General features: G+C 75.5%; 24 protein-coding genes and 2 pseudogenes. 12 read left to right on the top strand and 14 right to left on the bottom strand.

Annotated features, from left to right (window positions below):
• Positions 1–16 precede the first annotated feature (16 nt).
• Positions 17–1234: an MFS transporter gene (locus LV78_RS21530; RefSeq protein WP_253847207.1), complete on the top strand. Its 1218-nt coding sequence runs from the start codon at positions 17–19 to the stop codon at positions 1232–1234.
• A gap of 164 nt (positions 1235–1398) precedes the next feature.
• Complete coding sequence (locus LV78_RS21535; protein ID WP_253847209.1) at positions 1399–2598, top strand: MFS transporter; 1200 nt, start codon at positions 1399–1401, stop codon at positions 2596–2598.
• A gap of 180 nt (positions 2599–2778) precedes the next feature.
• On the opposite strand, the gene LV78_RS21540 is transcribed toward LV78_RS21535, so the two are convergent.
• Positions 2779–3267 carry a GNAT family N-acetyltransferase gene (locus LV78_RS21540; RefSeq protein WP_253847211.1) on the bottom strand — a complete coding sequence of 163 codons (489 nt, stop codon included), beginning with the start codon at positions 3265–3267 and terminating at the stop codon, positions 2779–2781.
• Positions 3268–3534: 267 nt separating this feature from the next.
• Between LV78_RS21540 and LV78_RS21545 the strand changes: the two genes are divergently transcribed.
• Positions 3535–4548, top strand: coding sequence for a glycoside hydrolase family 25 protein (locus tag LV78_RS21545; protein ID WP_253847212.1), 1014 nt, complete (start codon positions 3535–3537; stop codon positions 4546–4548).
• A 51-nt stretch (positions 4549–4599) separates the two neighbouring features.
• Here the strand turns inward: LV78_RS21545 and LV78_RS21550 are convergent, their stop codons facing one another.
• From LV78_RS21550 to LV78_RS21570, 5 genes are all read right to left on the bottom strand, one after another.
• On the bottom strand, positions 4600–4947 hold the full coding sequence (locus tag LV78_RS21550) for a hypothetical protein (RefSeq protein ID WP_253847214.1): 348 nt from the start codon (positions 4945–4947) through the stop codon (positions 4600–4602).
• A gap of 207 nt (positions 4948–5154) precedes the next feature.
• Positions 5155–6432 (bottom strand): hypothetical protein, encoded by a 1278-nt coding sequence (locus tag LV78_RS21555; protein WP_253847215.1) that lies wholly within the window; start codon positions 6430–6432, stop codon positions 5155–5157.
• Entirely contained in the window at positions 6425–7126 is a 702-nt protein-coding gene (locus LV78_RS21560; protein WP_308208739.1) for an ATP-binding cassette domain-containing protein, read from the bottom strand. Before LV78_RS21560 ends, LV78_RS21555 begins: the two co-directional genes overlap by 8 nt.
• Positions 7127–7231: 105 nt before the next feature.
• Positions 7232–8413, bottom strand: a complete 1182-nt coding sequence (locus LV78_RS21565; RefSeq protein ID WP_253847219.1) for a S8 family peptidase — start codon at positions 8411–8413, stop codon at positions 7232–7234.
• 109 nt (positions 8414–8522) lie between these two features.
• Positions 8523–9434, bottom strand: a complete 912-nt coding sequence (locus LV78_RS21570) for an alpha/beta fold hydrolase (RefSeq protein WP_253847221.1) — start codon at positions 9432–9434, stop codon at positions 8523–8525.
• 252 nt (positions 9435–9686) lie between these two features.
• Between LV78_RS21570 and LV78_RS42055 the strand changes: the two are divergent.
• Positions 9687–9983: pseudogene (locus tag LV78_RS42055) on the top strand (glycosyltransferase family 2 protein); the annotation flags it as partial.
• Between the two features lie 47 nt (positions 9984–10030).
• Here the strand turns inward: LV78_RS42055 and LV78_RS41680 are convergent.
• Complete coding sequence (locus LV78_RS41680; RefSeq protein ID WP_253847223.1) at positions 10031–10336, bottom strand: hypothetical protein; 306 nt, start codon at positions 10334–10336, stop codon at positions 10031–10033.
• 138 nt (positions 10337–10474) lie between these two features.
• Complete coding sequence (locus tag LV78_RS41685; protein WP_253847225.1) at positions 10475–10840, bottom strand: hypothetical protein; 366 nt, start codon at positions 10838–10840, stop codon at positions 10475–10477.
• A gap of 62 nt (positions 10841–10902) precedes the next feature.
• Here LV78_RS41685 and LV78_RS41690 point away from each other — a divergent pair, with 62 nt between their 5' ends.
• The 3 genes and pseudogenes from LV78_RS41690 (at position 10903) to LV78_RS42215 (ending at position 13586) form a co-directional block, all read left to right on the top strand.
• Positions 10903–11985 carry a Gfo/Idh/MocA family oxidoreductase gene (locus LV78_RS41690; protein WP_253847227.1) on the top strand — a complete coding sequence of 361 codons (1083 nt, stop codon included), beginning with the start codon at positions 10903–10905 and terminating at the stop codon, positions 11983–11985.
• Positions 11986–12191: 206 nt separating this feature from the next.
• A pseudogene (locus LV78_RS42210) lies at positions 12192–13157 on the top strand (AMP-binding protein); the annotation flags it as partial.
• 159 nt (positions 13158–13316) lie between these two features.
• Entirely contained in the window at positions 13317–13586 is a 270-nt protein-coding gene (locus LV78_RS42215) for an AMP-binding enzyme (RefSeq protein ID WP_504923062.1), read from the top strand.
• A gap of 4 nt (positions 13587–13590) precedes the next feature.
• Here the strand turns inward: LV78_RS42215 and LV78_RS21595 are convergent, their stop codons facing one another.
• From LV78_RS21595 to LV78_RS21605, 3 genes are all read right to left on the bottom strand, one after another.
• Positions 13591–14226 (bottom strand): hypothetical protein, encoded by a 636-nt coding sequence (locus tag LV78_RS21595; protein ID WP_253847231.1) that lies wholly within the window; start codon positions 14224–14226, stop codon positions 13591–13593.
• 81 nt (positions 14227–14307) lie between these two features.
• Complete coding sequence (locus LV78_RS21600; protein ID WP_253847233.1) at positions 14308–14733, bottom strand: hypothetical protein; 426 nt, start codon at positions 14731–14733, stop codon at positions 14308–14310.
• 87 nt (positions 14734–14820) lie between these two features.
• A complete protein-coding gene (locus tag LV78_RS21605; protein ID WP_253847234.1) occupies positions 14821–15231 on the bottom strand; it encodes a hypothetical protein in 411 nt (136 codons plus the stop codon).
• 172 nt (positions 15232–15403) lie between these two features.
• Here LV78_RS21605 and LV78_RS21610 point away from each other — a divergent pair, with 172 nt between their 5' ends.
• Together LV78_RS21610 and LV78_RS21615 are read left to right on the top strand one after the other, a co-directional pair.
• Positions 15404–15907, top strand: a complete 504-nt coding sequence (locus LV78_RS21610; RefSeq protein ID WP_253847240.1) for a SigE family RNA polymerase sigma factor — start codon at positions 15404–15406, stop codon at positions 15905–15907.
• Positions 15904–16965, top strand: a complete 1062-nt coding sequence (locus LV78_RS21615; protein WP_253847241.1) for an LCP family protein — start codon at positions 15904–15906, stop codon at positions 16963–16965. The genes LV78_RS21610 and LV78_RS21615 overlap by 4 nt, the downstream gene beginning before the upstream one ends.
• Before the next feature lie 54 nt (positions 16966–17019).
• On the opposite strand, the gene LV78_RS21620 is transcribed toward LV78_RS21615, so the two are convergent.
• The gene (locus LV78_RS21620) at positions 17020–18189 is read right to left on the bottom strand and encodes an MFS transporter (RefSeq protein WP_253847243.1); all 1170 of its coding nucleotides are present in this window, start codon (positions 18187–18189) and stop codon (positions 17020–17022) included.
• 176 nt (positions 18190–18365) lie between these two features.
• On the opposite strand from LV78_RS21620, the gene LV78_RS21625 reads away from it, so the two are divergent.
• Positions 18366–19388, top strand: coding sequence for an LLM class flavin-dependent oxidoreductase (locus LV78_RS21625; protein WP_253847244.1), 1023 nt, complete (start codon positions 18366–18368; stop codon positions 19386–19388).
• A 201-nt stretch (positions 19389–19589) separates the two neighbouring features.
• Here LV78_RS21625 and LV78_RS21630 read toward each other — a convergent pair whose 3' ends face one another.
• On the bottom strand, positions 19590–20573 hold the full coding sequence (locus LV78_RS21630) for a bile acid:sodium symporter (protein ID WP_253847246.1): 984 nt from the start codon (positions 20571–20573) through the stop codon (positions 19590–19592).
• 48 nt (positions 20574–20621) lie between these two features.
• Positions 20622–20774, bottom strand: coding sequence for a MerR family transcriptional regulator (locus LV78_RS21635; protein WP_253847248.1), 153 nt, complete (start codon positions 20772–20774; stop codon positions 20622–20624).
• A gap of 70 nt (positions 20775–20844) precedes the next feature.
• On the opposite strand from LV78_RS21635, the gene LV78_RS21640 reads away from it, so the two are divergent.
• Together LV78_RS21640 and LV78_RS21645 are read left to right on the top strand one after the other, a co-directional pair.
• Positions 20845–21768: a phosphotransferase gene (locus tag LV78_RS21640; protein WP_253847249.1), complete on the top strand. Its 924-nt coding sequence runs from the start codon at positions 20845–20847 to the stop codon at positions 21766–21768.
• Between the two features lie 216 nt (positions 21769–21984).
• Positions 21985–25167, top strand: coding sequence for a S8 family serine peptidase (locus LV78_RS21645; protein ID WP_253847251.1), 3183 nt, complete (start codon positions 21985–21987; stop codon positions 25165–25167).
• Positions 25168–25215 lie beyond the last annotated feature (48 nt).

Raw genomic sequence — 25215 nt, forward strand, 5'->3', positions numbered from 1 at the left:
CCGGAGGACCAGGCACGTGACAGCGCAGGCGCAGGTGCGGCACGCCCCGACCCGGACCGGCTCGCGGGACTGGCGGCGGGTGGCCGCCGCCATGGCCGTGATCGGCTGGGGCGGCAACCAGTTCACGCCGCTGCTGCTGGTGTACCGGGACCGGGCGGGGTACTCGCAGCTCGACGTGGACGTGTTCCTCGGCGGGTACGTGGTCGGGCTGGTCCCCGGACTGCTGGTGGCGGCGGCGCTGTCGGACCGGCGCGGGCGGCGGCCGGTGCTGGCGGGCGGGGTGTGGACGTCGCTGCTCGGGAGCCTGCTGCTGGCGGCCGGGCCGGTGCTCGGGTACGCGGGGATCTTCGCGGGGCGCGCGCTGAGCGGGGTCGCGGTCGGGGTGGCGATGGCGGTGGGCACGGCCTGGGTGAGCGAGCTGGCCGCCGCCGATCCGGCGCTCGCGCCGGGGACCGGGGCGCGGCGGGCGACGGTGTGGTTGACCTGCGGGTTCGCGCTGGGGCCCGCGTCGGCCGGGTTGCTGGCGCAGTTCGCCGAGCCCGCGCTGGTGCTGCCGTACGCGGTGCACGCGGTGCTGTGCCTGCCGGTGCTGCGGTGGGTGCTCGCGGCGCGGCGGGCCGAGACCGGTGGCCGGTCGCGGGCGCCGTTGTGGCGGGCGCTGCGGGTCCCGGCGGCCGGGCACCGGCGGTTCGTGCGGGTGGTGCTGCCGATGGCGCCGTGGATCTTCGGGTCGGCCGGGATCGCCTACGCGATCGTGCCGCAGCAGGTCGGCGGCGAGGTGGGCGGGTGGGCGCTGCTGCACGCGGTGGGGCTGACCGTGGCCACGCTCGGCACGGGGGTGCTCGTGCAGCCGCTGGCGCGGCGGTTGGACAGCGCGTCGACGGCGCGGGCCGTGGTGGTGTCGATGCTGGTGATGGTGGCCGGGGTGGCGCTGGCTGCGGTGACGGCGCAGACGCGCTCGCCGTGGCTGGCGGTCGGGGCGGCGCTGCTGCTGGGCGGGGCGTACGGGATCGCGGTGGTGTCGGGGCTGCTGGAGGTGCAGCGGATCGCCGGGCCGGGTGAGCTGGCCGGGTTGACCGGGGTGTACTACGCGCTGGCGTACGCCGGGTTCCTGCTGCCCGCGCTGCTGGCGGCGCTGAGCGGGCGATTCGGGTACCCGGCGACGCTGGGGGTGGTGGCGCTAGTGTGCCCTGGGTGCGCGTCGGGGTGGTCGAAGCACCTGCCGCAGCAGTGAGAACCGGACAAATCCCCTTGCGTGGCAACGGCTTCCCGAACCCTGTGACGATTCGCACGCACAGGTGGGATGATCCTCACAGCTAAAATCGTTTCAACCCCCAACGAACACCGGCCGCCGGTCAGCGCCGACACGGGCCCACGTCCCCTGGAGAACCCAGCCCCATGACGGTCACCGCGCCCGCGCAGACCACGCCCGCCCGAGGGTCCGGAGCCGCGATGACCGCGCTCGCCCTCGGCGGCTTCGGCATCGGCACCACCGAGTTCGCGACCATGGGGCTGCTCCCCCAGGTCGCCGAGACGTTCGCCATCTCCATCCCGGCCGCCGGGTACGCGATCACGCTGTACGCGCTGGGCGTGGTCGTGGGCGCCCCGCTGATCGCCGGGCTGGCCGCGCGGCTGCCGCGCAAGGGGCTGCTGATCTCGCTGACCGTGGCGCTGGCGGTCGGCAACGGCCTGTCGGCGGTGGCGTGGGACACCGGGTCGCTGCTGGCGGCCAGGTTCATCGCCGGGCTGCCGCACGGGGCGTACTTCGGCATCTCCGCCGTCGTCGCCGCCGCGCTCGTGCCGCCGCACCGGCGCGGCACCGCCGTGGCGCGGGTGATGGTCGGGCTGACCGTGGCGAACCTGGTGGGCGTGCCCGCCGCGACGGCCGCCGGGCAGCAGATCGGGTGGCGGTCGGCGTACCTGGCGGTGGCGGCGATCGAGGTCGTGACGGCGCTCGCGCTCGCGCGGTCGCTGCCCAGGGTCCAGGCGCCGCGCGACGCGAGCGTGGCGGCGGAGCTGCGCGCGTTCCGGCGGCTGCCGGTGTGGCTGGCGCTGGCGACCGGGATGGTCGGGTTCGGCGGGATGTTCGCGGTGTACTCGTACATCTCGCCCATCACGACCGAGGTGACCGGGCTGGCGGAGTCGGCGGTGCCGTGGGTGCTGGCGGTGTTCGGGCTCGGGATGACGATCGGGGCGACGTTCGGCGGCAGGTTCATCGACCGGTCGGTGGCGGGCAGCGTGCTCGGGTCGATGGTGGCGATGGTGGTGGTGCTGGTGCTGTTCGGGCTGCTGGCGTCGTCGCCGGTGGCGGCGATCGCGCTGGTGTTCCTGGTGGGGTTCGTGTCGCAGGTGCTGGCCTCGGCGCTTCAGGTGCGGTTGATGGACGCGTCGCCGGACGCGCCCTCGCTGGCGGCGTCGTCGAACCACTCGGCGTTGAACGTGGCCAACGGGATGGGGGCCTGGCTGGGCGGGTTGGCGATCGCGGCGGGGTGGGGGTTGGTGTCCACCGCGTGGGTGGGGGTGGCGTTGAGCGTGGCCGGGTTGTCGGTGGTCGGGGTGTCGGCGCTGGTGGAGCGGCGGGGGGCCGCTGCGGCGTAGCGGTCCCCGGATCGGGGACCGGCGCGCGGCGGCGCTGGCGCTGCGGGAGGCCGGGCTGTGGGCGTGCTGGTCGGTCACCGCCGACCGGGCCGGGGCGGTGGCGCTGGAGGAGCGCGTGCTCACCGCGCTGCACGCGCTCCCGCTGTGGAACCTGCGCCGCCCGCGCCAGGACGGGCCCGACTAGCCCCGCCGCACCTCGCGCGCCCGCCACACGATCGCCAGCGCCGGATCGCCGTCCCGGCTCGGCTCGACCTTGCGCACCTCGAAGCCCTCGCGCTCGTAGAACGCGCCCGCGCGGCCGTTCGCCGCGAAGTGCTCCACGTGCAGCCACCTCGCGTCGTCCGGCAGGGCCTCGGTCAGCGCCGCCAGCAGCCGCACGCCCAGGCCCCGACCCCGGTGCTCCGGGCGCGCGTAGAGCTTGTACACCGCGTGGTCCTCGCCGCTGCGGCCCCGCTGGGCCACGCCGACCACGCGGTCGTCCTCGGTCGCGACGACCACCAGGCCGTCCGCGATCGCGGCGGTCAGGCGCTTCTCGTTCCACCACGCGCGGACCTGGCCCGCTGCCGCCTCGACGCCGATGAGCGGCGCGTAGTGCGGGCGGACGCAGTCCTCCGCGAAGGCGCGCAGCGCCGGGACGTCGTCGGGCACCGCTTCGCGCAGGGACTCCACCGCACCAACCCCAGGGTTATTCCGGTCCGCGCGGAAACCCGCGCCACGCGGGGACCCTACTGCCCGGCTGGCGCTCCCCCGACGTCACACCACCTCCAGCCCCCTGTCGGACGCATCCGCTGAACCCCCTACGCGACCGTCTCAAAACCATTCGCACCCGATCGGGCGCGGCCTTTGGAGCCGTTGTCTGTTGATCCGTTCGGCCCCCGGGTACGTACTCGACCAAGAAGCGCGTCCCCTGCCACCGACCCCACTAGGAGGTCGCCCGTGATCTACGGAGTCGACGTATCCGCATACCAGCCGGGTTTCGACTTCGCCGCCGCGCGTTCCGAGGGCTTCGACTTCGCCTTCATCAAGGCCACCGAGGGCTCCACCTGGCGTTCACCGAACTACCACGACCAGCTCGGCCGCGCCCGGTCCGCCGGGATGCTCGTCGGCGCCTACCACTACATGCGCGGCGACGACGTGGGCGGGCAGCTCGGGAACGTGCGGGCGGTGGTGGGCACCGACGTGCCGCTGCTGCTCGACATCGAGGACGGGGCCGGGTCGCTCGGGGCCATCAGGGGCTTCGTCGACCAGGCCCGCTCGGCCGGGTACGGGTCGCCGCTGATCTACCTGCCGCAGTGGTACTGGTCGGGCCGCATGGGCTCGCCCGACCTGTCGGGGCTGCCCCCGCTGTGGCACTCGCGGTACCCGGACAACGTGGTGCGGCGCAAGGAGCAGTTCGCGCTCGGCAACGAGTACTGGCCCAGCTTCGGGGGCCTGCACACCGAGATCGCCCAGTTCACCTCGTCGCTCGCCGTCGCCAACTACCCGAACGGGCGGATCGACGGCAACGCCTACCGGGGGACCCGCCAGGAGCTCCAGGACCTACTCGAAGGGGACAACATGCCCAGTGCGCAGGAGATCGCCTCCGCGGTGGTCAACGAGATCGAGCAGCGGCGGTACGACACCGACGGCGACGGCCAGCCCGACCGGTCGTTGATCAACAACACCATCCAGGGCATGTGGAGCGCGCAGGGCGCCGAGGCGACCGCGCGCCGGGTGGAGGTCAAGCTCGACGCGCACGCGGCCGAGCTCACCGAGGAGGAGGCCAACCTGCTGGCCTCGTTGCGCACCAACAAGGAGGGGCTGACCGCGCGGCGGCAGGCGCAGGTGCTGCGCAGCCAGCTGACGCCCGCGGTGCTGGCCGAGCTGGTGGCGCTGGCGCAGGAGCCGAGCAGGCCCGCGCCCCAGCCGCCGGTGACGCAGCCTCCGGTGGCGCAGCCGCCTGCGCGGTAGCGGTGTGCCGGGTGGTGGGTCGGGCGGCGGCCCACCACCCGGCGCCCGCGATCAGTCGCCCGCGCGTTCACGTTGAGCCCACGCGGTGGACCCCCTGGTGCGAACGTGCGTCGCGACCGCCACGGCCGCGAGCGCGAGCGCGGACGACCAGTGCGTTCCAGGGCCGGGGTAGGGGCTGACCGGGATCGCGTTGACGACACCGGGCCACAGGTTGTGCGCCGCGCCGACGGCGAAGTACAGGACCAGCGTGATGCCCGCCGCCGCACCCGCCCCGACGAGCGGGGACAACGTGAAAGCGAGCGCGGAGTAGAGCAGCGCGTTGCACGCGACCCACGTCCACGGGGTTCCCTCGGGGAGGCGCAGAGCCCCCAGCGCGACCAGCGTTTGCGGTAGCAGCACGCCGAGGGCGGCGCAGCACCCAGGTTCCCGAGCAGGCCGCGACGACCGCGCACAACTCCGGGTACGGCAGGCGGTTGGCGCGGTTGACCGGGGACAGAGCGATGCCGATCGTGCTGTCGCCCAACGCCAGGCAGGGCACGGCCAGCACCGCCAGCAGCACCAGGTAGCGGTGCAGCGCTCGGGAGCGGGCGACGAGCAGGGGGGCGCTCACGGTTCTCCGGGGAGGTCGGCGACACCGAGGGCGCAGGCGCCGAGGCGCTCCCCGTTGACGGTGATCCAGGCGCGCAGCTCGTCATCGGTCAGGCGCGCCAGCGGGCCATCGGACGTGGGGCCGCCCTGCAGCCAGGTCGACAGCGCGAACGCCAGGTCGACCCGATCTCCCTCACCCGCTCCGGCGGGGCAGGCGTTCAGACCCGACAGCAGCGCGGCCACCTCCTGCCCCGTGTGATCGGTGGGACTGGCGGGCTGCACCACCACCCACACCACATCCGCGTGCGCGCCAGGTGTGCCTGCCTCGGCGTCCGCGACCAGCGCGTCCCAGCGCAGCGCCTCGTCGTAGACCCGGCGCACCTCGTCGGCAGGCGCCCCGTAGGCGTCCAGCACTGCGGCAGTGGCCCGTTCCACGATCGGCAACCTGCTGCCGTGCGCGGCGTGCACGCAGTGCTCGACACCGCGCTCCACCCGGCAGACGCGGGGCGCGTCACGCTCCAGCGAGAACAACGCCGGGGTGCTGACCAGCGCAGGCCCCGCCAGGAGCACCGGGACCAGCAGCGGGGTCAGCGCGCGCAGCGGACGGCGGCCGACCCGGTGCAGGCGTGACACCGCGACGGCGGCCACGACCGAGGCCGCCGCGATGACGGTGAAGAACGCGATCCGGTACACGACGAACGGCGTGGATTCGACGCGGCCCGCGATCGGGGACACGTGCAGCACCGGGAGCAGTGCGGAGAGCTCGTCACCGCCGGTTCCCGCGACCACCGCGGCGAACGCACAGGCGCAGGTGAGCGGCGCCCACAGCGCGGTCCGGCCGAGCACGCCGACGAGGTGGCCGATGGCGATCGCCGCCCACAGGCCGAGCACTCCGGTGAGGACGGGGAGCGGGTGGGGCGCACCGTGCTCGGCGTCCGAGGCCGTGACGGCGACCAGCGGGATCAGACCGATCAGGTAGCCGATCGTGCAAGAGGTGCCGAGCAGACCGAGGAGGCGCAGCGCTGTGGCACGGCCCGCGCGCGGGGCCACGGGGAGGGCGAACACCCGGTCGGGGGCGGTCAGCCGACCCGCCAGGTAGGTGGCCGACGCAGCGGCGATCGGGCCCGCGAAGGCGAGTTGCTGGTGGAATTCGGCCGAGGTCCTGACCCACTCCTGGTACGGCCAGGTGAGCATGCCCCAGACGCCCATCAGGACCGCGGCGGCGATCTCCGCGGCGGGCAGGACGAGCGGCAACGGGCCCAGGGGCCACAGCCGACGTGGGGTCGGTTCACTCACCCGCTGCTCCCAGGCCGGTGATCAGCGCGTCGTAGGCGCGCTCGAAGCGGGTCCCGGCCGAGGCGGTGACCGGTTCGGCGGTCTCGTCCAGCAGCGCGGTGAGCTCGCGCTCGGTGCCGTCGAAGGCCATGCGACCCGCCGCGAGCACCCCGGCCCGATCGCACGAGTGGCTGATGTCCTCGATGAGGTGGGTCGACAGCAGCACGGCACGGGTGGCGCCCAGCGCGGCGACGACCTCGCGCAACCGCAGCCGCTGACCGGGGTCCAGGCCCGCAGTGGGCTCGTCCAGGACGAGCAGCCCCGGCTCGTGCGCCAGTGCGGCGGCGATCCCGACCCGTTGGCGCTGGCCTCCCGAGAGGGCCCGCACTCGCGTCTTGGACCGGTCGGCCAAGCCGACCGGGTCGAGCGCGTGGGCGGCGGCCGTGCCGCACTCCCGGCGGGCGACGCCGTTGACCCAGGCCGCGTAGGCGACGGTGTCGAACACGCGCATCTCCCCGGCGAGCGAGAAGCGCTGTGGCACGAACCCGACCGGAGATGCCTTCCCCTCGTCACGTCCGCGCGGGCTGACGGTGCCCGAATCGGTGAGCACCGGAGTGCGTCCATGAGCGAAAGCCACGCTTTTCAGCGTGACGAACAACCAGCAGTCCGATTCCCGCACTAACCGACGAGGCGCTTCTGACCCCGAAGCGGGCACGCCCCACGCGCAGTGGCGCCGCCGAGCCGAGGCTCGACGGCGCCACTTTTCCGCATCCGCCAGGATCACCCGGAGCGGATCACGCTGTTGTGCGGCAGCGCGGGCTCACAGCCCTGCGGTGTTCAGCAGGCGGTTGGCCGTGCCGCCGGTCGCCCCGTTCGTGATCTTGTTCGGGGTTGCCTTGCTGTTCAGCCAGTCGTGCACCGTCGCCGACGGCGCCTCGCCGTAGGTCGCCTTGTACAGCGCCGCCACGCCCGCCACGTGCGGGGTCGCCATGGAGGTGCCGCTCATCAGGCCGTTGCCTCCGGTGTTGAGCGTGGAGCGGATCGAGGTGCCCGGCGCGTACAGGTCGACGCAGGCGCCCGTGCTGGAGAAGGTGGAGCGGGCGTCCGCGCTGTCCGAGGACGCGACGACCGTGGCCGTCTCGACCTTGCGGGGCAGGCGGTCGCAGGAGTTGCCGGAGGTGTTGCCCGCCGAGGTCGCCAGGAACACCCCGGAGGAGATCATGCTGCGGATCGCGGTCTCCAGCGCGGCGGAGGCGGTGAAGTTCCAGGAGGTGTTGGCCACCGCCGGGCGCTGGGCGTTCGCGGTGACCCAGTTGATGGCGTTGACCGCCGCCGTGGTGGTGGCGCCGCCGGAGCAGTTCATCATCTTCACCCCGTGCAGCCGCACCCCCTTGGCCACGCCGTAGGTCGCCGAGCCGATGGTGCCCGCCACGTGCGTGCCGTGGCCGTAGCAGTCGGTGTTGTTGGTGTCGATGGCGTTGTAGTCGAAGCTCGCCCTGGTGCCGAAGTCGGCGTGCGTGGGGGTGATGCCGGTGTCGATGACGTAGGCGTGCACGCCCGCGCCGGTGGAGTTGTAGGTGTAGCTGTTGGACAGCGGCAGGCTGACCTGGTCGATCCGGTCGATGCCGTACGAGGGCGGGTTGGCCTGGGTGGCGTCGAGCAGGTCGGTGACCATCACGTCCTGCTCGACCAGGGCGACGGCCGGGTTGCGGCGCACCTCGGCGAGCTGGTCGGGGCTCAGGGTGGCGGAGAAGCCCCTGACCGCCTCGTTCCACACGTGCTTCGGCGTGATCCCCTCGGTCGCCGACAGGGCGCGGGCCTCGGGGGCGCCGTCCTTGAGCAGGACGACGTAGGAGTCCTTGACGGGCTGGACGGCGCCGCCGGTCTTCGGGGAGACCAGGGCGGCCAGCTGGGGTGCGGCGGTCGCGACACCGGTGGTCGCGGTGGCGGCGACGACGGCGGTGGCGGCGAGGACGGCCAAGGAGGTTCTGGCAGGGCGCACGTTCGCTCCTTCTGCTGAACCGCGACCGGGCGATCCGAGCAGGGACGCGGATCAGACATTTCACCCGGTCGTGGTGCAACCCTGAGCCTGGAGAGCCGGTTGACCTTGGTCAATACTCGTCAACCACCTGGCCCACGTCATTGGTAGGTGGGTTGCGGAACGTGTTTCCCGGCGGGGCGGGAGCAGGCCGGAAGAGCGCGGAGTCGAACACCTCGTCGAGTGCGGAAGCGAATGCGGCGGGATGCGTGAGCGGACCGTGGTGGCCCATTCCGGAAATGGTTCGGGTGGCACCGCTGCGCAGTTCCGAAGCCGCCGACGCGAGCGATTCGGCGGACACCACCGGCGAGTTCTCCCCGCGCAGGAGCACGACCGGGCAGCGGACGCGCCCGAGGGCCTCCCGCCAACCGCAGGATGCCGCAGTCCGGTACACCCGCGCCTCGTCCTGTGGCGCACAGCACAAGCGGACACCGCCGCCGGGGTCGGGGGTGAGACCGGAGTCGACGTAGTCGGCGAGCACCTCCGGGTGCAACTCCGACAGGGGCGGGCGGGACGAGTAGCGGGCGAGCGCGGCGGCCTTCGACGGGAACACCGCGCGGCGCCGGTCGGCGGAGCGCGCGAACGCGTCGTCGACGGGTCCGGCGGGGTCGGCCAGGATCGGTTCGTGGCAGACGAGCAGGTCGAACGTGCCGGGCGCGGCGGCCTCGGCCAGCAGCAGGGCGGTGCCGCCCAGCGAGTGGCCGACCCCGATCAGCGGGCCGGGACCGAGCGGGGCGGCGGACGCGAGGACGTCGTCCGCGAAGACCGACCAGTCGGCGCCGGGCGGCAGCGGGGGCGCGCCGCCGTGGCCGCGCAGGTCCGGCGCGAACACCCGCAGGGGCTTTCGCACGCGCCTCGCGCACGCCCGCAACACCAGACCGGTGAACCCCGCCGCGTGGCAGAACAACGCGGTCCGAACGGGCCCGGAGAACTCCCGCGCGGAGGTGGGTTCACGCGGTCCGGGCGCTGTTCCGAGATCGGTCATCCGCATTCTCCCGTGGTCTGCCGATTGGTGGATGGTGCGCCTGTTGCGCCCGCTCTAAGCTCGACCGCGAACAGCGCTGTCCGCTCCGCCGGCGGAACTCCCCGCTTTTCCCCTTTCGCGCACCGGATGGCGCACCGCTGACAGTTCCGGAGCACCACCCGCGTCGGGTTCCCCCCTTGTACCCCGAGCGGTCGAAATCGGGAAGGGCGAACTGTGGAACCCAGTTCGGTTTCTGGTGTGGTCTCGATCGTCGTGCTGGTCCGGGACCGGGTGGAGCACACCCGCCGGTTGGTCGCCTCGCTGGCGCGCGCCACCGGCGAGTGGGAGCTGGTCGTGGTGGACAACGGGTCGACCGACGGCACCGCCGGGCTGCTCGCCGGGCTCGGCGAGGCGCTGGGGCGGCCGGTGGTCGTGCTGTCCTTCCCGGACGACCGGGGCGGCGCCGAGCGGCGCAACGCCGGGGCCGCCGCCGCGCGCGGGGAGTTCCTGCTGTTCCTGGACAACGACGTGCTGGTGGACGACGCCGGGCTGGTCGAGGTGCTGGCGGCGGAGCTGGCGGGCGAGCCGGGGCTGTCGGCGGTGTCGCCGCTGCTGTGCTACCCCGGCGAGCTGTCGCTGGTGCAGTGCGCGGGCGGCGGGTCGACGCCGAACGGGCTGATCGGGCTGGTGGGGCGCGGGCAGCCGGTGTCCGCGCGGCACCGGGAGCGGCGGGAGCAGACGTGGGCGCCGACGGCGGCGCTGATGGTGCGGCGGTCGGCGTTCCGGGCGGTGGGCGGGTTCGACGAGGCGTTCGACCCGGTGCCGCTGTGCGAGGACGTGGACCTGTGCCTGCGGTTGCGGGCCGCCGGTGGGGGCGTGCGGTTCGTCGGGGCGGTGGTGGCGCGGCACTTCGAGGGGACCACGTTCAACCACGTCGGGCACGACAAGCTGGCGGTGTGGAAGCGGCACACGCGGGTGCTGCGGGCGCGGTGGGCGCGGGAGTTCGCCGAGGGGCCCCGGCACGGGCCCGCGGAGCTGGCGTGGGTGCCGGTGCGCAAGGACTACCGGGACCTGGACGCGCCGAGGGCCTGGGTGGACGGGGGCGGGGTGGCGGACGCGCGGGGGGTGGGTGGCTCCGGCGCGGCGGCGGGCGGCGACGGCGACAGCGACAGCGACGTGGTGAGCGGTCCGCTGACCGGTGGTGCGGGTGGTGCGGGCGCGGCGGCGGGCGGCGGTGGCGGCGCGGACACGGGCACGGTGGCGGACAGGGGCGCGGCGGCGGGCCTCGGTAGCGGCTCGGACACGGGCCGGGATGGCGGCGCGGACACGGGCGCGGGGGTGGACACGGGCGCGGTGGTGGGCCTCGGTGGCGGCTCGGCGGACCGGGACGGCGGCACGACGGCGGGCCTCGGTAGCGGCTCGGACACGGGCCGGGATGGCGGCGCGGACACGGGCGCGGCGGTGGACACGGGCGCGGTGGCGGGCCTCGGTGGCGGCTCGGCGGACCGGGACGGCGGCACGAGGGCGGGCCTCGGTGGCGGCGCCGGGCCGGGATGGCGGCGCGGACACGGGCGCGGCGGTGGACACGGGCGCGGTGGCGGGCCTCGGTGGCGGCTCGGCGGACCGGGACGGCGGCACGAGGGCGGGCCTCGGTGGCGGCGCGGCTGCGGGCACAGGGGCTGCGGGCACGGGCACGGGCACGGCGGAGGGTGGCGCCGGGCTCGGGGCGGTGGGACCCGGTGGCGCGCGGGGGAAGCCCGACGCCGGGTTCTTCAGCAGCGACCGGGAGCTGGCCGGGTTCGGGCGGGCGGACGTGCGGGTGTCCGTGCTGGGCGCGCGGGCCTCGCTCGGCGCGCTGGCCGCGACGCCGGGGGTGCGGATCACCGGGGTGTCCGACCGGGACGCGGGCGAGCTGGCCAGGCGCTCGCGCGAGCACGGGGTGCGGTGGGCGCTGCGCGAGGACCGGGACGCGGTGGAGCTGGTGCCCGCCGAGGGGGTCGTCGGCGACCGGCTGGACCTGGCGGAGCTGGCGCTGCGCCGGGGCAGCCACGCGCTGCTGGAGTCGCCGCTGGTGGGTGGGACCACCGAGCTGGCCGCGCTGCTGGCGCGGGTGCGGACGGCGGAGACGCGCTGCTCGGTGCTGCTGCCGTGGGCGCACCACCCGGAGCTGGCCGCGCTGGGCAAGGCCGTCGCCGAGGGGCGGATCGGGGCGCCCACGTCGTTCGTGGCGCGGGTGCGCGCGCCCGGCGGCGACCCGGCGCTGGACGTGCTGGACGCCGCCGAGCGGGCGCTGGGCGGGCCGGTCGAGCTGGTCGCCGGGCTGGGACCGACGCGGGCTCGGGTGACGGCGGCCGGGGTGCCCGGTGTGCTGGAGGCCGGGCGCGGGGCGCGCTCGCTGCGGGTGGTGATCACTGGGGAGGGCGGCGAGCTGGTCGCCGAACCGGCGTTCGACGGGTCGGGCGCGGCGTTGGCGGACTTCGTGGCGCTGCTGCGGGGTGGTCCGGTGCCGCTGACGGACGTGGCGGCGATCGGGTCGGTGCTGGCGGCGCGGCTCGCGTGGGTGACCGCGTGAGCGGGCGGGCGGGCGCGCGGTCCGGAGTGGACTCGGCGGCGGACGGGCGATCAGCCGACGGGGGCCTCCCGGCGCGGGAACCGCTGGGGAGCCCGGCCGGGGTCCTCGCCGCGACTCGGGGACCGGGCGTCGCCGAGGAGCTGGCCGCGCACGGCAACAACCTCGCCGAGCTGCTGCGCGCCCGCGCCGTCGAGCGCGGGTGGTCGGGGCGGGTGGCCTTCGAGTGCGGCGCGGAGCGGGTCGCGCACGGGGAGGTGCACGAGCGGGCCGTCCGGCGCTCCGCCGCGCTCGCGGCGCTGGGGGTGCGGGTGGGCGACCGGGTGGTGCTGGTGCTGGACGACGACGTCGACTTCGTGGTGCTGTTCCTGGCGGTGCTGCGGCTGGGCGCGGTCGCGGTGCCGGTGAACCCCCGGCTGCACCGGGGCGAGCTGGCGGCCTGCCTGGCGGGCGCGGACCCGGCGCTGGTGGTGCGCCGCCCGCAGGACGTGGCCGGGCTCGCCGAGCGCACCCCCGCCGAGCTGGACTTCCCCGCTCCCCCGGCGCCCGCCGCCGAGCTGCCGGACGAGCACCCCGCCTACGCCCTGTTCACCTCCGGCACCACCGGCGCGTCGCGGCTGTGCCCGCACGCGCACGCCGACCCGCTGGTGCACCAGCTCGCGTTCGGCGGCCCCGTGCTGCGGCTGGCGCCCGACGACGTGGTGCACTCGGTGTCCAAGATGTACTTCGCCTACGGCCTGGGCAACTCGCTGCTCTACCCGCTGCTCGCGGGCTGCCGCGCGGTGCTGGAGCCGGGACCTGCGCAGGCAGCGCGGGCGCTCGCGATCGTCGACGAGCACCGGGTGAGCGTGCTGTTCTCGGTGCCCACGTTCTACTCGCGGCTGCTCACCGAACCGGCGTGCGGGCTGCTGGCGGGGCTGCGGCTGGCGGTGACGGCGGGCGAGGTGCTGCCGCTGTCGCTGGAGCGGCGGTTGGGCGCGCTGCTGGGCGAGCGGCTGCTCAACGGCATCGGCACGACCGAGGTCGGGCAGGCGTTCACCTCCAACGCGGCGGGCGCGCACCGGATCGGCACGGTGGGGCGGGCGCTGCCGCCGTACGCGGTGCGGGTGGTGGACGAGCTGGGCGCGGTGGTCGGGGCGGACGTGGTGGGGCGGTTGCAGGTGCGCGGGCCGACGGTGAGCGCGGGCGAGGGGCCGGACGGCGGTCCGGCCCGCGAGCCCGGCTGGTACACCACCGGCGACCTGGCCTCGTGCGACGCGGACGGCTACCTGGTGGTGACCGGGCGGGCGGACGACATCGAGAACGTGGGCGGCATCAAGGTGCACCCGGCGGACGTGGAGTCGCTGCTGGCCGAGCACCCGCTGGTGGTGGAGGCGGCGGTGTGCGCGGTGCGCGAGGGGGACCGGAGCTGGTTGCGGGCGTACGTGGTGCGCGCGGGCGGCGGGCCGGACGACGGGGCGCTGGCCGAGGAGCTGCTGGCCGCCGCCCGCGCCGGGCTGACCGCGTACAAGGCGCCGCGCGCGGTGGTGTTCGTGCCCGCGCTGCCCCGCACCGGGTCGGGGAAGCTGCGCAGGCACGTGGTGCGGGGCTGGGCGGACCGGTGAGCGGTCAGAACTCCGGGTACTCGGCGAACAGCCGCCCGCCGAACCGCGTCCGGGCGTGCTCGCGCGTCCTGGGGCCGTAGACGGGGTGGTCGGCGAGCTGGGTGTACGAGGTCAGCTCGCCGACGTCGACGACCCCGGCCTTGACCGCGAGGTAGACGTCGAAGCCGGGGTACATCAGGCCGGCGAACGGCAGGTCGTCGACGTCCAGCGCGAGCACCGGGTGCTCCCCGGTGGAGTCGGGCTCGCCGACCGCGTACACGCGGCGCGAGTCCGAGCCGCCGGGGAGCAGGAAGCACTCGGGGAAGCGGTCGGCCAGCGGCGCGTACTCCTCGCCCCAGCCGGGGCCGAAGCACTCGGTGGCGATCCGGTCGAGGGGGCGCGGGGCGAGGGCGCCGTCGTCGGTGAACCAGCCCGCGCGGCGCAGCAGGCCGGTGTCGAAGGCGAGCCAGGCGCGCAGGCCCGGCGGGAGCGGCCTGCCGGACGGGAAGGTCGCGGTGGCCAGGCGGTCGGCGGGCAGGGGCTCGGGTTCGCCGACGACCCAGGGGTGGTCGTGGAAGTCGAACATGGACCGGTGCGGGTCGCGCCGCACCGACTCGACGGCCCGCTCGGCGAGCGCGATCCCGTGTGCTCCGTCTGGCATGGCCTGGAAGCTAGCAGCGACCCCCGACAAGCGACCCCTGGCAGCGGCAGGGGTCGCCGGACGGGTCAGCGGGTCAGCGGGTCAGCGGATCTGGGCGCGGGCGGCGCGGCGGAGCCTGGCGCTGCGGGTGGTGACGAACCACAGGGTGTAGCCGCCGACGAGCCAGAGCAGCAGCCGCACCGGGCTCAGCGCCTCGGCCCAGCCCAGCCGCGACCCGTCCACCAGGATCGGCGCGGCGAACCCGAGCAGCAGGATGCCCAGGGTCAGGGCCTCCTTGCCGCTGGTGGGCAGGAACCCGCGCGCGCCGGTCTCGTGCCGGACGCCCCTGGTGGTGAAGTACCGCTTCTCCAGGCGGACGGCGTACCCGCCCAGCACGAGGCCGACCACGAGCAGCGCAAGGAAGACGACCGGTGGGGCCTGGACGAACAGCAGGACGATCCCGACGACGCACAGCGCGCCGAGCGCGGCCAGCGCGAGCTGGAGCTTCTTCTCGACGTTCGAGTCCACCAAGGCGGTTCCCCTCTCCGGGTTGGCGGGCGCGGCCGGAGCGCGCCCCGCGCCCCCTGTACCCGCGAGGCGGTGGCGGCCAATCCCTCAGGCGCGGCGCAGCCTGATCCTGCGGATGAGGACGAACCACAGGGCGTAGCCCCCGATCAGCCAGACGACCACGCGCACCGGGTGCAGCGCCTCGGCCAACCCGGCGCGCACCCAGTCGACGATCAGGGGCGAGGCCAAACCCAGCACGGCGATGGCGAGCGCGACGCCCTCACGCCCGGACATCGGCAGGAACCTGCGGGCCCCGAGCGCCGAGTGGTCGCCGAGGGTCTTGAGGCGCTGGTTCTCCAGCCGGACGAGGTAGCCCCCAGGGAGGAGCACACCGAGGCACAGCAGCGCGGGCAGCGCCAGCGGGGCTCCGGCTAACAGCAGGCCCAGCGCGGCCAGCACCAGCACCGCCGCAGCCGCCACCGCGAGCACGACCTTCTTCTTGTCCTCCGGCCGGTACACGACGGTTCCCCTCCTCCTGGGCGCGATCCGGACGCGCCTCGCGCTCTCCGTACCCGCGCCGCGCCACACCCCCACGTCGCGGGTGACCCACATCACAGGCGTGTGATTCAACGGAACGGGACCTCGGCGGGTTTCCAGGCCGCAAGCGACCCGACAACCAGAAGGAGGCGAGGTGCAGGTCGACTACGACCAGTTCGTGACCGATCGCCTCGACCAGCTCCTGCGCTACGCCACCGCGCTCACCTGCGACAAGCACCTGGCGCAGGACATCGTGCAGGACGTGCTGCTGCGGGCCCGCCAGAAGTGGGCCCGGATCGGCTCGCTCGACGCGCCCTACCTGTACCTCAAGCGCATGGTCACCAACGACTACCTGTCGTGGCGCCGTCGCCGCGCGGCGCGCGAGGTGCTCACCGGGCACGGCGGGTTCGACGAGGTGGGGCCGGTGGTGGCCGACCACGCCGAGCGGCACGCGGAGCGGGACGCCATGCGCGGCCTGATCGCCGCCCTGCCCCGCAAGCAGCGGGCGGCGGTGGTGCTGCGCTACTACGAGGACAGCAGCGACGAGGAGATCGCGTCGGTGCTGGGGTGCTCGGTGGGCACGGTGCGCAGCAACATCTCGCGGGCACTGGCGAAGCTGCGGGTCCGGCGGGGCGAACAAGCGGAGGTGCTGCGGTGACCGACCAGGAAGAGCTGATCAAGGAGGCGCTCGTGGCGCAGGCCGAGGAGCGGGTGGACCACCGGGCGGTGGCGGCGCGGCTGCGGACGGCGAGCGCGCCCCGGCGGCGGCACGGCGCGCTGATCGCGGCCGGGGTGCTGACGGCGGCGGTGGCGGTGGCCGCCGCCGTGGTGCCGATGGCCCTGCGGGACGCGCCCGTCGAGCGGCAGGAGGTGGCCGACAGCGCCGCCGCGCAGGAGCAGACCGTGCTGCTGCTGGGCGTGGACACCAGGGACGGGGCGGACTGGCCGAGCCACGCGGACACGGCGGTGCTGCTGCGGATCTTCCCCGACGGGCAGGTCAGCGGGGTGTCCCTGCCGCGCGACCTGCGGGTCACCGGCGAGGACGGCGAGGCCACCAGGCTGGCGGCGGCCTACGGGTTCGCCCACCAGCGGGCCGAGCGGGAGGGGCGGGACGGGGTCGCCGAGGGCGCCGGGGCCGCGCTGGACGCGGTCGAGGAGGTGACCGGGGTCAGGGCGGACCACTGGGCCGCGGTGTCGATGAACCGGTTCGCCGAGCTCAGCGACCTGGTCGGCGGGGTGGAGGTGTGCCTGAGCCAGCCCGCCCGTGACGAGTACGCGGGGGTCGACCTGGCGGCCGGTGAGCACGTCCTGCGGGGCGAGGGCGCGCTGGGCTTCCTGCGGCAGCGGCACGGCCTCCCGGAGGGCGACCTGGACCGGGTGGCCCGGATGCAGGCCTTCCTGCAGGGGCTGCGGACCTCGGCGCGCGACTCCGGGGTGCTCGGCGACCCGGCGAAGCTGACCGGGCTGTTCGACCGGGCCCGCGACGCGGTGCGCACCGACGAGGGCTGGGACCCGGGGCCCGCCGCCACGGCGCTGAGCGGGGCCGGGGGCTGGCGCTTCGCCACCCTGCCGGGGTCGGTGGGCACGGTGGACGGGGGGATGTACGTGCTGCACACCGATCCGGCGCAGGCCCGCGCGTTCGTCGCCGAGGCGCTCGGCGCGCCGACCGGCTCGGGGACCGGGAGCGGCGGGGACGGGCCGGTGTGCGTGCGGTAGCCCGTTAGTGCGAGGTGCGCCCCGGCGGGAATCCTCCCGCCGGGGCGCACCGCGTCACGCGGCGCGTGGACGGGTCAGGGCGAGGACGCCCACGACCGGTCCGAGCGCCAGGACGACGAGCGCGTACCGCCAGGTCACGGCCTCGGCGACGAGCGGGACGAGCTGGATGGCGACCACGGTGAGCAGGAACCCGGCTGCGGTCTGGGCGGTCAGGGCGGTGCCCGCGCGGGGGCCGTCGACCACCTCGCTGAGCATCGTGGAGAACACCCCCGAGTCCGCGATCACGGCCGCGCCCCACACCGCCGCGAACGCCAGCAGCACGGGCGGGGGCGCGGCGTGGGCGAGCGGGGAGAGCAGGCAGCACGCGCCGCTCACGGCGAGCGCGGTGGCGGCCGTGCGGGGGCGGCCGAAGCGGTCCGCCGCCCAGCCGCCGAGCAGGCAGCCCGCCACGCCCGCGACGCCGATGGCGGTGAACGCGGCCAGACCGGCGGTCCGGGGGTCGAGGTCGCGCACGGCGTCGGCGCCGAACAGCGGCAGCCACGTCCACAGCGCGTACAGCTCCCACATGTGCCCCAGGTAGCCGAGGTTGACCAGCCCGGGAGCGCGCTCGCGGAACAGGGTGAGCGCGTAGGCGGGGTCGCGGGCGGGCGCGGACCTGGCCAGGTGGGGGCCGGGTCGCAGGAGGGCGGCCGAGAGCAGGGCGGCGACGAGGGTGGCGCAGGCGGCGGCGGACATCAGGGGGCGCCACGGCCAGGCCAGGACGCCGATCAGGTGCGGCAGGGCCGAGCCGAGGGTGAGGGCGGCGATGAGCAGGCCCATCGCGCGGGCCCGGCGGTCGGGGGCGGACCAGGAGGCCATGAGCTTCATGCCGACCGGGTAGACGCCCGCCAGGAACAGGCCGGTGGCGAAGCGCAGCGGCACGGCGGTGGCCAGGCCGTCGGCGAGCAGGGCGAACGCGAGGGTGCAGGTGGCCGCGCCCGTCGCGCCCGCCGCGAGCAGCAGGTGCGCGGGGACGCGGTCGGCCAGGGCGAGGGCGGCGGAGGCGAGGGCGCCGACGACGAAGCCGAGCTGGGTGGCGGCGGTGAGCCAGACGGCGGCGGTGAGGTCGATGCCCCACTCGGCGCGCAGGGACGGCACGACGGCCGAGGCGGAGAACCAGGTGGCCAGGCCGAGGACCTGGACGAGGGCGGTCAGGGCGCGTTGGGGTCCGGGCGCGGGGGCCACCCTCGGCTCCTCTCCTGCGGTCGGCGACGGGGGCGTCCCGGCGGCGCGGATCGTGGCGGGGACCTTAGCCGGGGCGGGGGCGCGTGGCCGCCGTGTTCCCGGTCACTCGTGGTGTGACCTGCGGTTCCCGCCAAGTAGTTGAGGAATCAACCAAAGTGCGAGTACGTTCCCCCAGCGTGAAGAAAATCGGTTTCCTGTCCTTCGGGCACTGGTCCGACAGCCCGCACTCGCGGACCAGGACCGCCTCGGACGTGCTGCTCCAGTCCGTCGACCTGGCCGTCGCCGCCGAGGAGCTCGGCGCGGACGGCGCCTACTTCCGCGTGCACCACTTCGCCAGGCAGCTCGGCTCGCCGTTCCCGCTGCTCGCCGCGATCGGCGCCAGGACCGAGCGCATCGAGATCGGCACCGGCGTGATCGACATGCGCTACGAGAACCCCATGTACATGGCCGAGGACGCTGGTTCGGCCGACCTGCTCGCGGCGGGCAGGCTCCAGCTCGGCATCTCCAGGGGATCGCCCGAGCAGGTCATCGACGGCTGGCGTTACTTCGGCTACCAGCCCGCCGAGGGCGAGACCGAGGCGGACATGGCCCGCAAGCACACCGAGGTGCTGCTCAAGGTCCTGGAGGGCGAGGGCTTCGCCCAGCCCAACCCGCGCCCGATGTTCCCCAACCCGCCCGGCCTGCTGCGCGTCGAGCCGCACTCCCCCGGTCTGCGCGACCGCATCTGGTGGGGCGCCGGGTCGAACGCGACCGCCGTGTGGGCGGCCGAGCAGGGGATGCACCTGATGAGCTCGACCCTGAAGAACGACGAGGGCGGCGCGCCGTTCCACGTGCAGCAGGCCGAGCAGATCCGGGCGTTCCGCAAGGCGTGGGCGGACGCCGGGTGGGAGCGGGAGCCGCGCGTGTCGGTCTCGCGCAGCATCTTCGCGCTGACCTCGGACGAGGACCGGGCGTACTTCGGCGCGGACGGCAAGAGCCGCGACCAGGTCGGGTACATCGACGCGGACACGCGGGCGATCTTCGGGCGCTCGTACGCGGCGGAGCCGGACGTGCTGGTCGAGCAGCTGGCCGGGGACGAGGCGATCGCCGAGGCCGACACGCTGCTGCTGACCGTGCCCAACCAGCTCGGGGTGGACTACAACGCGCACGTGCTGGAGAGCATCCTCAAGCACGTCGCCCCGGCGCTGGGCTGGCGCTGACGGCGGGGTTCCACGGGTGGGTCGGGGTCGGTCGGGTCCGGGCGCGCGCCCGAGCTGATCGCCCCCACCACGCGCCCGCGCGCCGCCTGGCCCGACGCCCGCGCCGAGCGGGCTCCCGGCGGGATCGCGTAGTGGCACGGGCGGGCGAGGTTTTCGAGGGGCTCGGGGAGAGCCCGTTCGGGGCGGTGCGGCGGTGCCGGGTCACGCCCTCGGCGTGCGGTCGGGCAGCAGGCGCGGCACCAGCCGCACGTAGACCACCATGCCGACCACCTCCACCAGGGTCTGGGTGACCACGGCCAGCGGGGCGATCGCGAGCGCGTCCGGCAGGGCCAGCGCGAGCGGCAGGACGACCAGGGAGTTGCGGGTCGCTCCGGTGAACACGACCGCCCGTCCCGCCGGGACGTCCAGCCGGAACAGGCGCGCGACGGCCAGCCCCGCGAACGCCATGACCAGCAGGAACACCACGTAGAACGGGACGACCCCGGCCACCTGGGCGAGGTCGCCGCCGAGCTTGGGGACCTGCGAGGCGACCACGGTGAGCAGGGTCGCGGCCATCAGGGGGACCATCGTGGCGGACGCCGCGTCCGCCGCCCGCCGACCGGCTTCGTGGCGGCGGGCCCAGGCCTGGGTGAGCCAGGCCAGCGCCAGCGGGATCGCGATCAGGGTCGTGAACGCCTCCACGAACGGGCCCGCCTCGACCACGTCCGCCAGCTCCTCGCCGAGGAGCAGCAGGAGCAGCGGCGGCAGCAGGAGCATCTGGGCGAGCAGGAGCAGCGGGGTGGCGGCGAGCAGCCCCCGGTGGTCGCCGCCCGCAAGGCCGGTGAAGACGATCACGTAGTCGACGCACGGGGCGAGCAGGACCAGCAGCACGCCAAGGCGCAGGGCCTGGTCGGCGGGCAGGAACGTCAGCATCGCGGCCACGACCAGGGGGACGACCACGAAGTTGACCACCAGGGCGGCGGCCAGGAAGCGGCCCGCGCGCAGGGAGCGGCCGAGCTCGGCGGCCGGGACCTGGAGGAAGGTGACGTAGAGCAGGAGCGCGAGCACCGGGGTGATGGCGCCTTCGAGGGCGGGGCCCGCGTCGGGGGCGGCCAGGCCGGTGAGGGCGCCCGCCGCGAGGGCGCCGAGGTAGACGGGGACCTGGTGGCGCTCCAGGGCGGCGACCAGGCCGGGGTGCGGTGACACGGGGGTGCTCCTAGCGGGGGTTGTGCTCGGGTTCGGTGAACAGGGCGGTCAGGAGGGGGCGGGCTCCGGCGGGCGCGCGGACGGTGCGGCGCGGGCGGGGGTGCGGTCGGCCGGGAGCGGCCCGGCGGTCTCGGGGGACCGCCGGGTGGTCGCCGGGACGCCGGTGCGCTCGGCGAGCTGGGAGATCCGCATCGCGCTCACCGGGGAACGGTAGACCTCCGAGCCGGGACGAAGGTCGAGCGGCGGTCCGGTGGGGCGCTACGGTGCCCCGGTGCAGAGCCGCCCCGAGCACCTGTCGGACGAGTCCGTGCGCGCCTGCCTGGCCCGGTCGGGGATCGACGCGGCCGTCCTGGAGCACGCCCCGGTCGGTTTCGGCGACCACCACTGGCACGTCACCGACACCGGTGGCGGCCGGTGGTTCGCGACCGTGGCCGACCTGACGCGCAAACCGCACTGCGGCCCCGACCGCGACACCGCGCTGGCCGGGTTGCGGGCCGCCATGGGCGTGGCGGTGCGGCTGCGGCAGGCGGGGCTGGAGTTCGTCGTCGCCCCGGTCGGCGAGCCCGTGGTGGAGCTGGACGACCGGTACGCGCTCAGCGTGTTCCCGCACGTCGCCGGGGTTCCCGGCCGCTTCGGGGAGGAGCTGTCCGAGGGGGACGGCGCGCTGGTGCAGGAGCTGCTCGTCCGGTTGCACGCCGCGCCGGTCGACGCGCCCGCGATCCCGATCGCCCCTCCCCCGCCGGACGCCGACGGGCCTCGGGGCGACGGGCCGTACGCGGAGCGGGCGCGCCTGCTGCTGCGGGAGCACGAGGAGGTCGTCCGCCGCAGGCGCGCGGAGTTCGCGGAGCTGGCCGAGGTGGTGCGCCGCCTGCCCGTCGTGCCCACCCACGGCGAGCCCCACCCCGGCAACCTGATCCGCGCCACGACCGGCTTGCGCCTGGTGGACTGGGACACCGCGGGGCTCGCCGTCCCCGAGCGCGACCTCGCCCTGCTGCCCGGCGACCTGTCCCGCTACCGGGAGCTGACCGGCCACACCCCCTCCCCCGAGGCACTGCGCCTGCACCGGCTGAGGTGGCCGCTGGTGGACCTGGCCGAGTTCACCGACCTGTTCCGCGCCCCGCACGGCGACGACCCCGACACCGCACTCGCGTGGACCTCGTTCCAGGACACCCTCGCCACGCTCGCGACCGGCTGAGGTGGGCCGCACCCGACCGTCCGTCGGCCCACGCCCCCGCAAACCCCCGGCCCACCCACCGCACCACCGCCCGGCCCCTGCGCCCGCCCCGAGCCAGTGGCTAGCGTCGGAGGGGCAGGGGGAATCCGCAGCGCGGGCGTCACTCCGCCGCGCCCCGCCGCGTCCTCCCACCCCGCGCGCCAACCGGGCGCGCACCGGAGTGGAGGTGTCCACGTCTTGGCAGTCCAACGACGGAAGCGCGGGGCGCTGGCAGTCGTCGCCGCGCTGATCGCCAGCGGCACGGGGGTCGCGTCCGCGTCGCCCACGACCGACGACCCCTTGCCGGAGGGCGGCGCCGAGGTCACGCTGATCACCGGCGACCGGGTGACCGTGCACGACGGCCACCGGCCGGGGACGATCACCGGCGGGCCGGGGCGCGAGCGGGTGGCGTTCCGGACGGTCAGCGCGAACGGGCGGCTCAGCGTCATCCCCGCCGACGCCGAGCGCGGCCTCGCCGAGGGCAGGCTCGACCCCCGGCTGTTCGACGTCACCACTTTGGTCGAGTCCGGTTACGGCGACACCGCCGAGCTGCCCCTGATCCTGACCCGCGCGGACGGCGCGCGACCCGCGCTGTCCACCGTGGACACCACCGCCGAGCTGCCCGTGATCGACTCGTTCGCCGCCACCTCGGACAAGTCCCCCGCCGCCTTCCGCGCCCTGCTGGACGAGCCCGGCATCACCAAGGTCTGGCTGGACGGCAAGCGCGAGCCCGCCCTCGACCGCAGCACCGCCCAGATCGGCGCGCCCGCCGCCTGGCAGGCCGGGTTGACCGGCGCGGGCGTGGTGGTCGCGGTGCTGGACACCGGCGTGGACGAGACGCACCCGGACCTGGTCGGCAGGCAGCTCGCCGAGGCCGACTTCACCGAGGACCCGGACAACACCGACGAGGACGGCCACGGCACGCACGTCGCCTCCACCATCGCGAGCGGCGACGCGACGCACCGGGGCGTCGCACCCGGCGCGCTGATCCTGGACGGCAAGGTGTGCGGCAGGGACGGCTGCGCCGAGTCGGGCATCCTGGCCGGGATGCAGTGGGCGGTCGAGCAGGGCGCCGACGTGGTGAACATGAGCCTGGGCGGGCGCGACACCCCGGAGACCGACCCGCTCGAAGAGGCGCTCACGACGCTGTCCGAGCGGTCCGGCGCGCTGTTCGTGGTGGCCGCGGGCAACGACGGCGCCGACCGCAGCGTGGGCTCGCCGGGCAGCGCGGACGCCGCGCTCACCGTCGGCGCGGTGGACCGGGACGGCGCGGTCGCGCCGTTCTCCAGCCGGGGCCCGAGGGTCGGCGACGGCGCGGTCAAGCCGGACGTCACCGCGCCCGGCGTGGGCGTCGTCGCCGCGCACGCGAGCACCAGCGGGCGCCCCGGCCAGAACGGCCGCCTGACCCTGTCCGGCACCTCGATGGCCACCCCGCACGTCGCGGGCGCGGCGGCGCTGCTCAAGCAGCAGCACCCGGAGTGGACCGGGCAGCGGGTCAAGGCCGCGCTGGTGGCGTCGGCGGACCCGACCGGGGGCGCCCCGCTGTTCGCCCGGGGCGCGGGCCGGGTCGACCTGGCGCGCGCGATCGGGCAGACCCTCACCACCGAGCCGTCCTCGCTGCCGCTGGGGCTCCAGCGGTGGCCGCACGACGACGACGTGCCCGTGGCGCGCGAGCTGACCTACCGCAACGCCGGTGACCGGGAGCTGGTGCTGGACCTGTCGGTGGTCGGCGAGGCGCTGCCCGCAGGGCTGATCACCGTGTCACCGGGGCGGATCACCGTCCCGGCGGGCGGCACGGCGACCGCGACCGTCACCGGGGACACCTCGGTGGACGCGGTGGACGGGGCCCACGGCGGGCTGGTCGTCGCCCGGTCCGGTGACGCGGTCGCACTGCGCACGCCGGTCGCGATCGAGCGCGAGGTGGAGAGCCACGAGGTCACCCTGAAGGCGCTCGACGTCGACGGGAAGCCCACTGCGGACGGCCTGGTCACCCTGCAGAACGTGGTGACGGGCGAGAGCCGGGGCCTGTTCCCCGCCGAGGGCGGCGCCACCGTGCGGCTCCCGGCGGGCGAGTACCTGGCGATCGGCGGCTTCGACCGGCCGCAAGGCGGGTTCGCGCACGTGCTGCGGCCGAGCCTGCGGGTGTCCGGGCCGACCGAGGCGGTGTTCGACGCGAGCACCGCGAAGCCGGTGGAGATCAGCGCGCCCGACCCGGACGCCGAGGAGCTGCTCGGGCAGTTCTCCGTGACGCGCACCTACGAGGGGCACGCGCTCGGCACCGGCTACGCGTACCTGGGCGGGTTCGCCGGGCTGGTGTCGATCGGCCACGCCGGTCCCGAGGCGCCCGACGCGCGCGTGCTCGTCGCCTCCCAGTTCCAGGGCGCGGCCGGGCCCGGCGGCGCCCGGACCGGGTACCGGCTGTCCTGGGAGCACGAGGGCCGGGCGCCGGACGGGGTGCGGGAGGCGCCCGCGCTGGAGGAGCTGGCGACGGTGCGGACCTCGTACGGCCCGCTCGCCGACGGGGTGACGCCGCAGCGGTCCGTCCAGCCCGCCGCGGGTGGCCAGTCGGTCGGGTGGGGCGTGTACGTGGACGCGGACCGCTCGTCCGGCGGGGTCGACCACGTGAACGACGACACCGACTGGGCGCTGGGCGTGATCGCGTCCGAACCGGGCGGCGCGGGTTTCGAGCTGAGCAGCGCGGTGCGGCGGTTCGAGGCCGGGCGGGAGTACCGGCACCGGTTCGGGTTCCCGGTGTTCGCGCCCACCCCGTCCACCGGGTCGCCGCTGCTCCAGCGCTCCGGCGACGTGCTGACCGCGCGGGTCCCGCTGTTCGGCGACGGCGACGGCAACCACGGGGTGGACTGGGAGGCCGAGGGCGGCACCAGGCTGTTCCGCGACGGCGTCCAGGTGGGGGCGAGCGATCAGGGCGGGCACGGGCGGTTCACCGTGCCCGAGGGCGAGGCGGACTACCAGCTGGTGACCGGCGCGCGGCGGACGACGGCGCTCACCGGGTTCACGACGGCGGTGGAGCTGTCCTGGACGTTCCGCTCCGGGCGGGTGGACGGGGTGCGCGAGCTGCCGGTGACGGTGGTCGGCTTCTCGCCCGAGCTGGACGGGTCCGGCGCGGCGGCGGGTGGTTCCGAGCTGGGCGTCCCGGTGGCGCCGCGACGGAGCGGCGGGGCGGCGGTCGAGGTGACCGGGCTGGTGGTGGAGGTGTCGTTCGACGACGGCGGCGCCTGGGCGCAGGCGCCGGTGGTCGACGGCGTGGCTCGGGTGGTCAACCCGGACGTGGACGGGTTCGCGTCGCTGCGGGTGCGCGGCGAGGCGGGCGGGGCCGGGTTCGAGCAGACCGTGCTGCGGGCCTACCGGATCACGGCGTAGGCGGAGGGGGTGCGGCGCGGTCCGGGGATCGCGCCGCACCCCCTCCCC

The sequence above is a fragment of the Actinosynnema pretiosum genome (assembly GCF_024171695.1).
Taxonomy (GTDB): Bacteria; Actinomycetota; Actinomycetes; order Mycobacteriales; family Pseudonocardiaceae; genus Actinosynnema; species Actinosynnema pretiosum.

Excerpts from the sequence above, each read along its gene's own strand:
- LV78_RS21535 (WP_253847209.1), top strand. The coding sequence starts at position 1,399 with ATGACGGTCACCGCGCCCGCGCAGACCACGCCCGCCCGAGGGTCCGGA.
- LV78_RS21570 (WP_253847221.1), bottom strand. The coding sequence starts at position 9,434 with ATGACCGATCTCGGAACAGCGCCCGGACCGCGTGAACCCACCTCCGCG.
- LV78_RS21595 (WP_253847231.1), bottom strand. The coding sequence starts at position 14,226 with ATGCCAGACGGAGCACACGGGATCGCGCTCGCCGAGCGGGCCGTCGAG.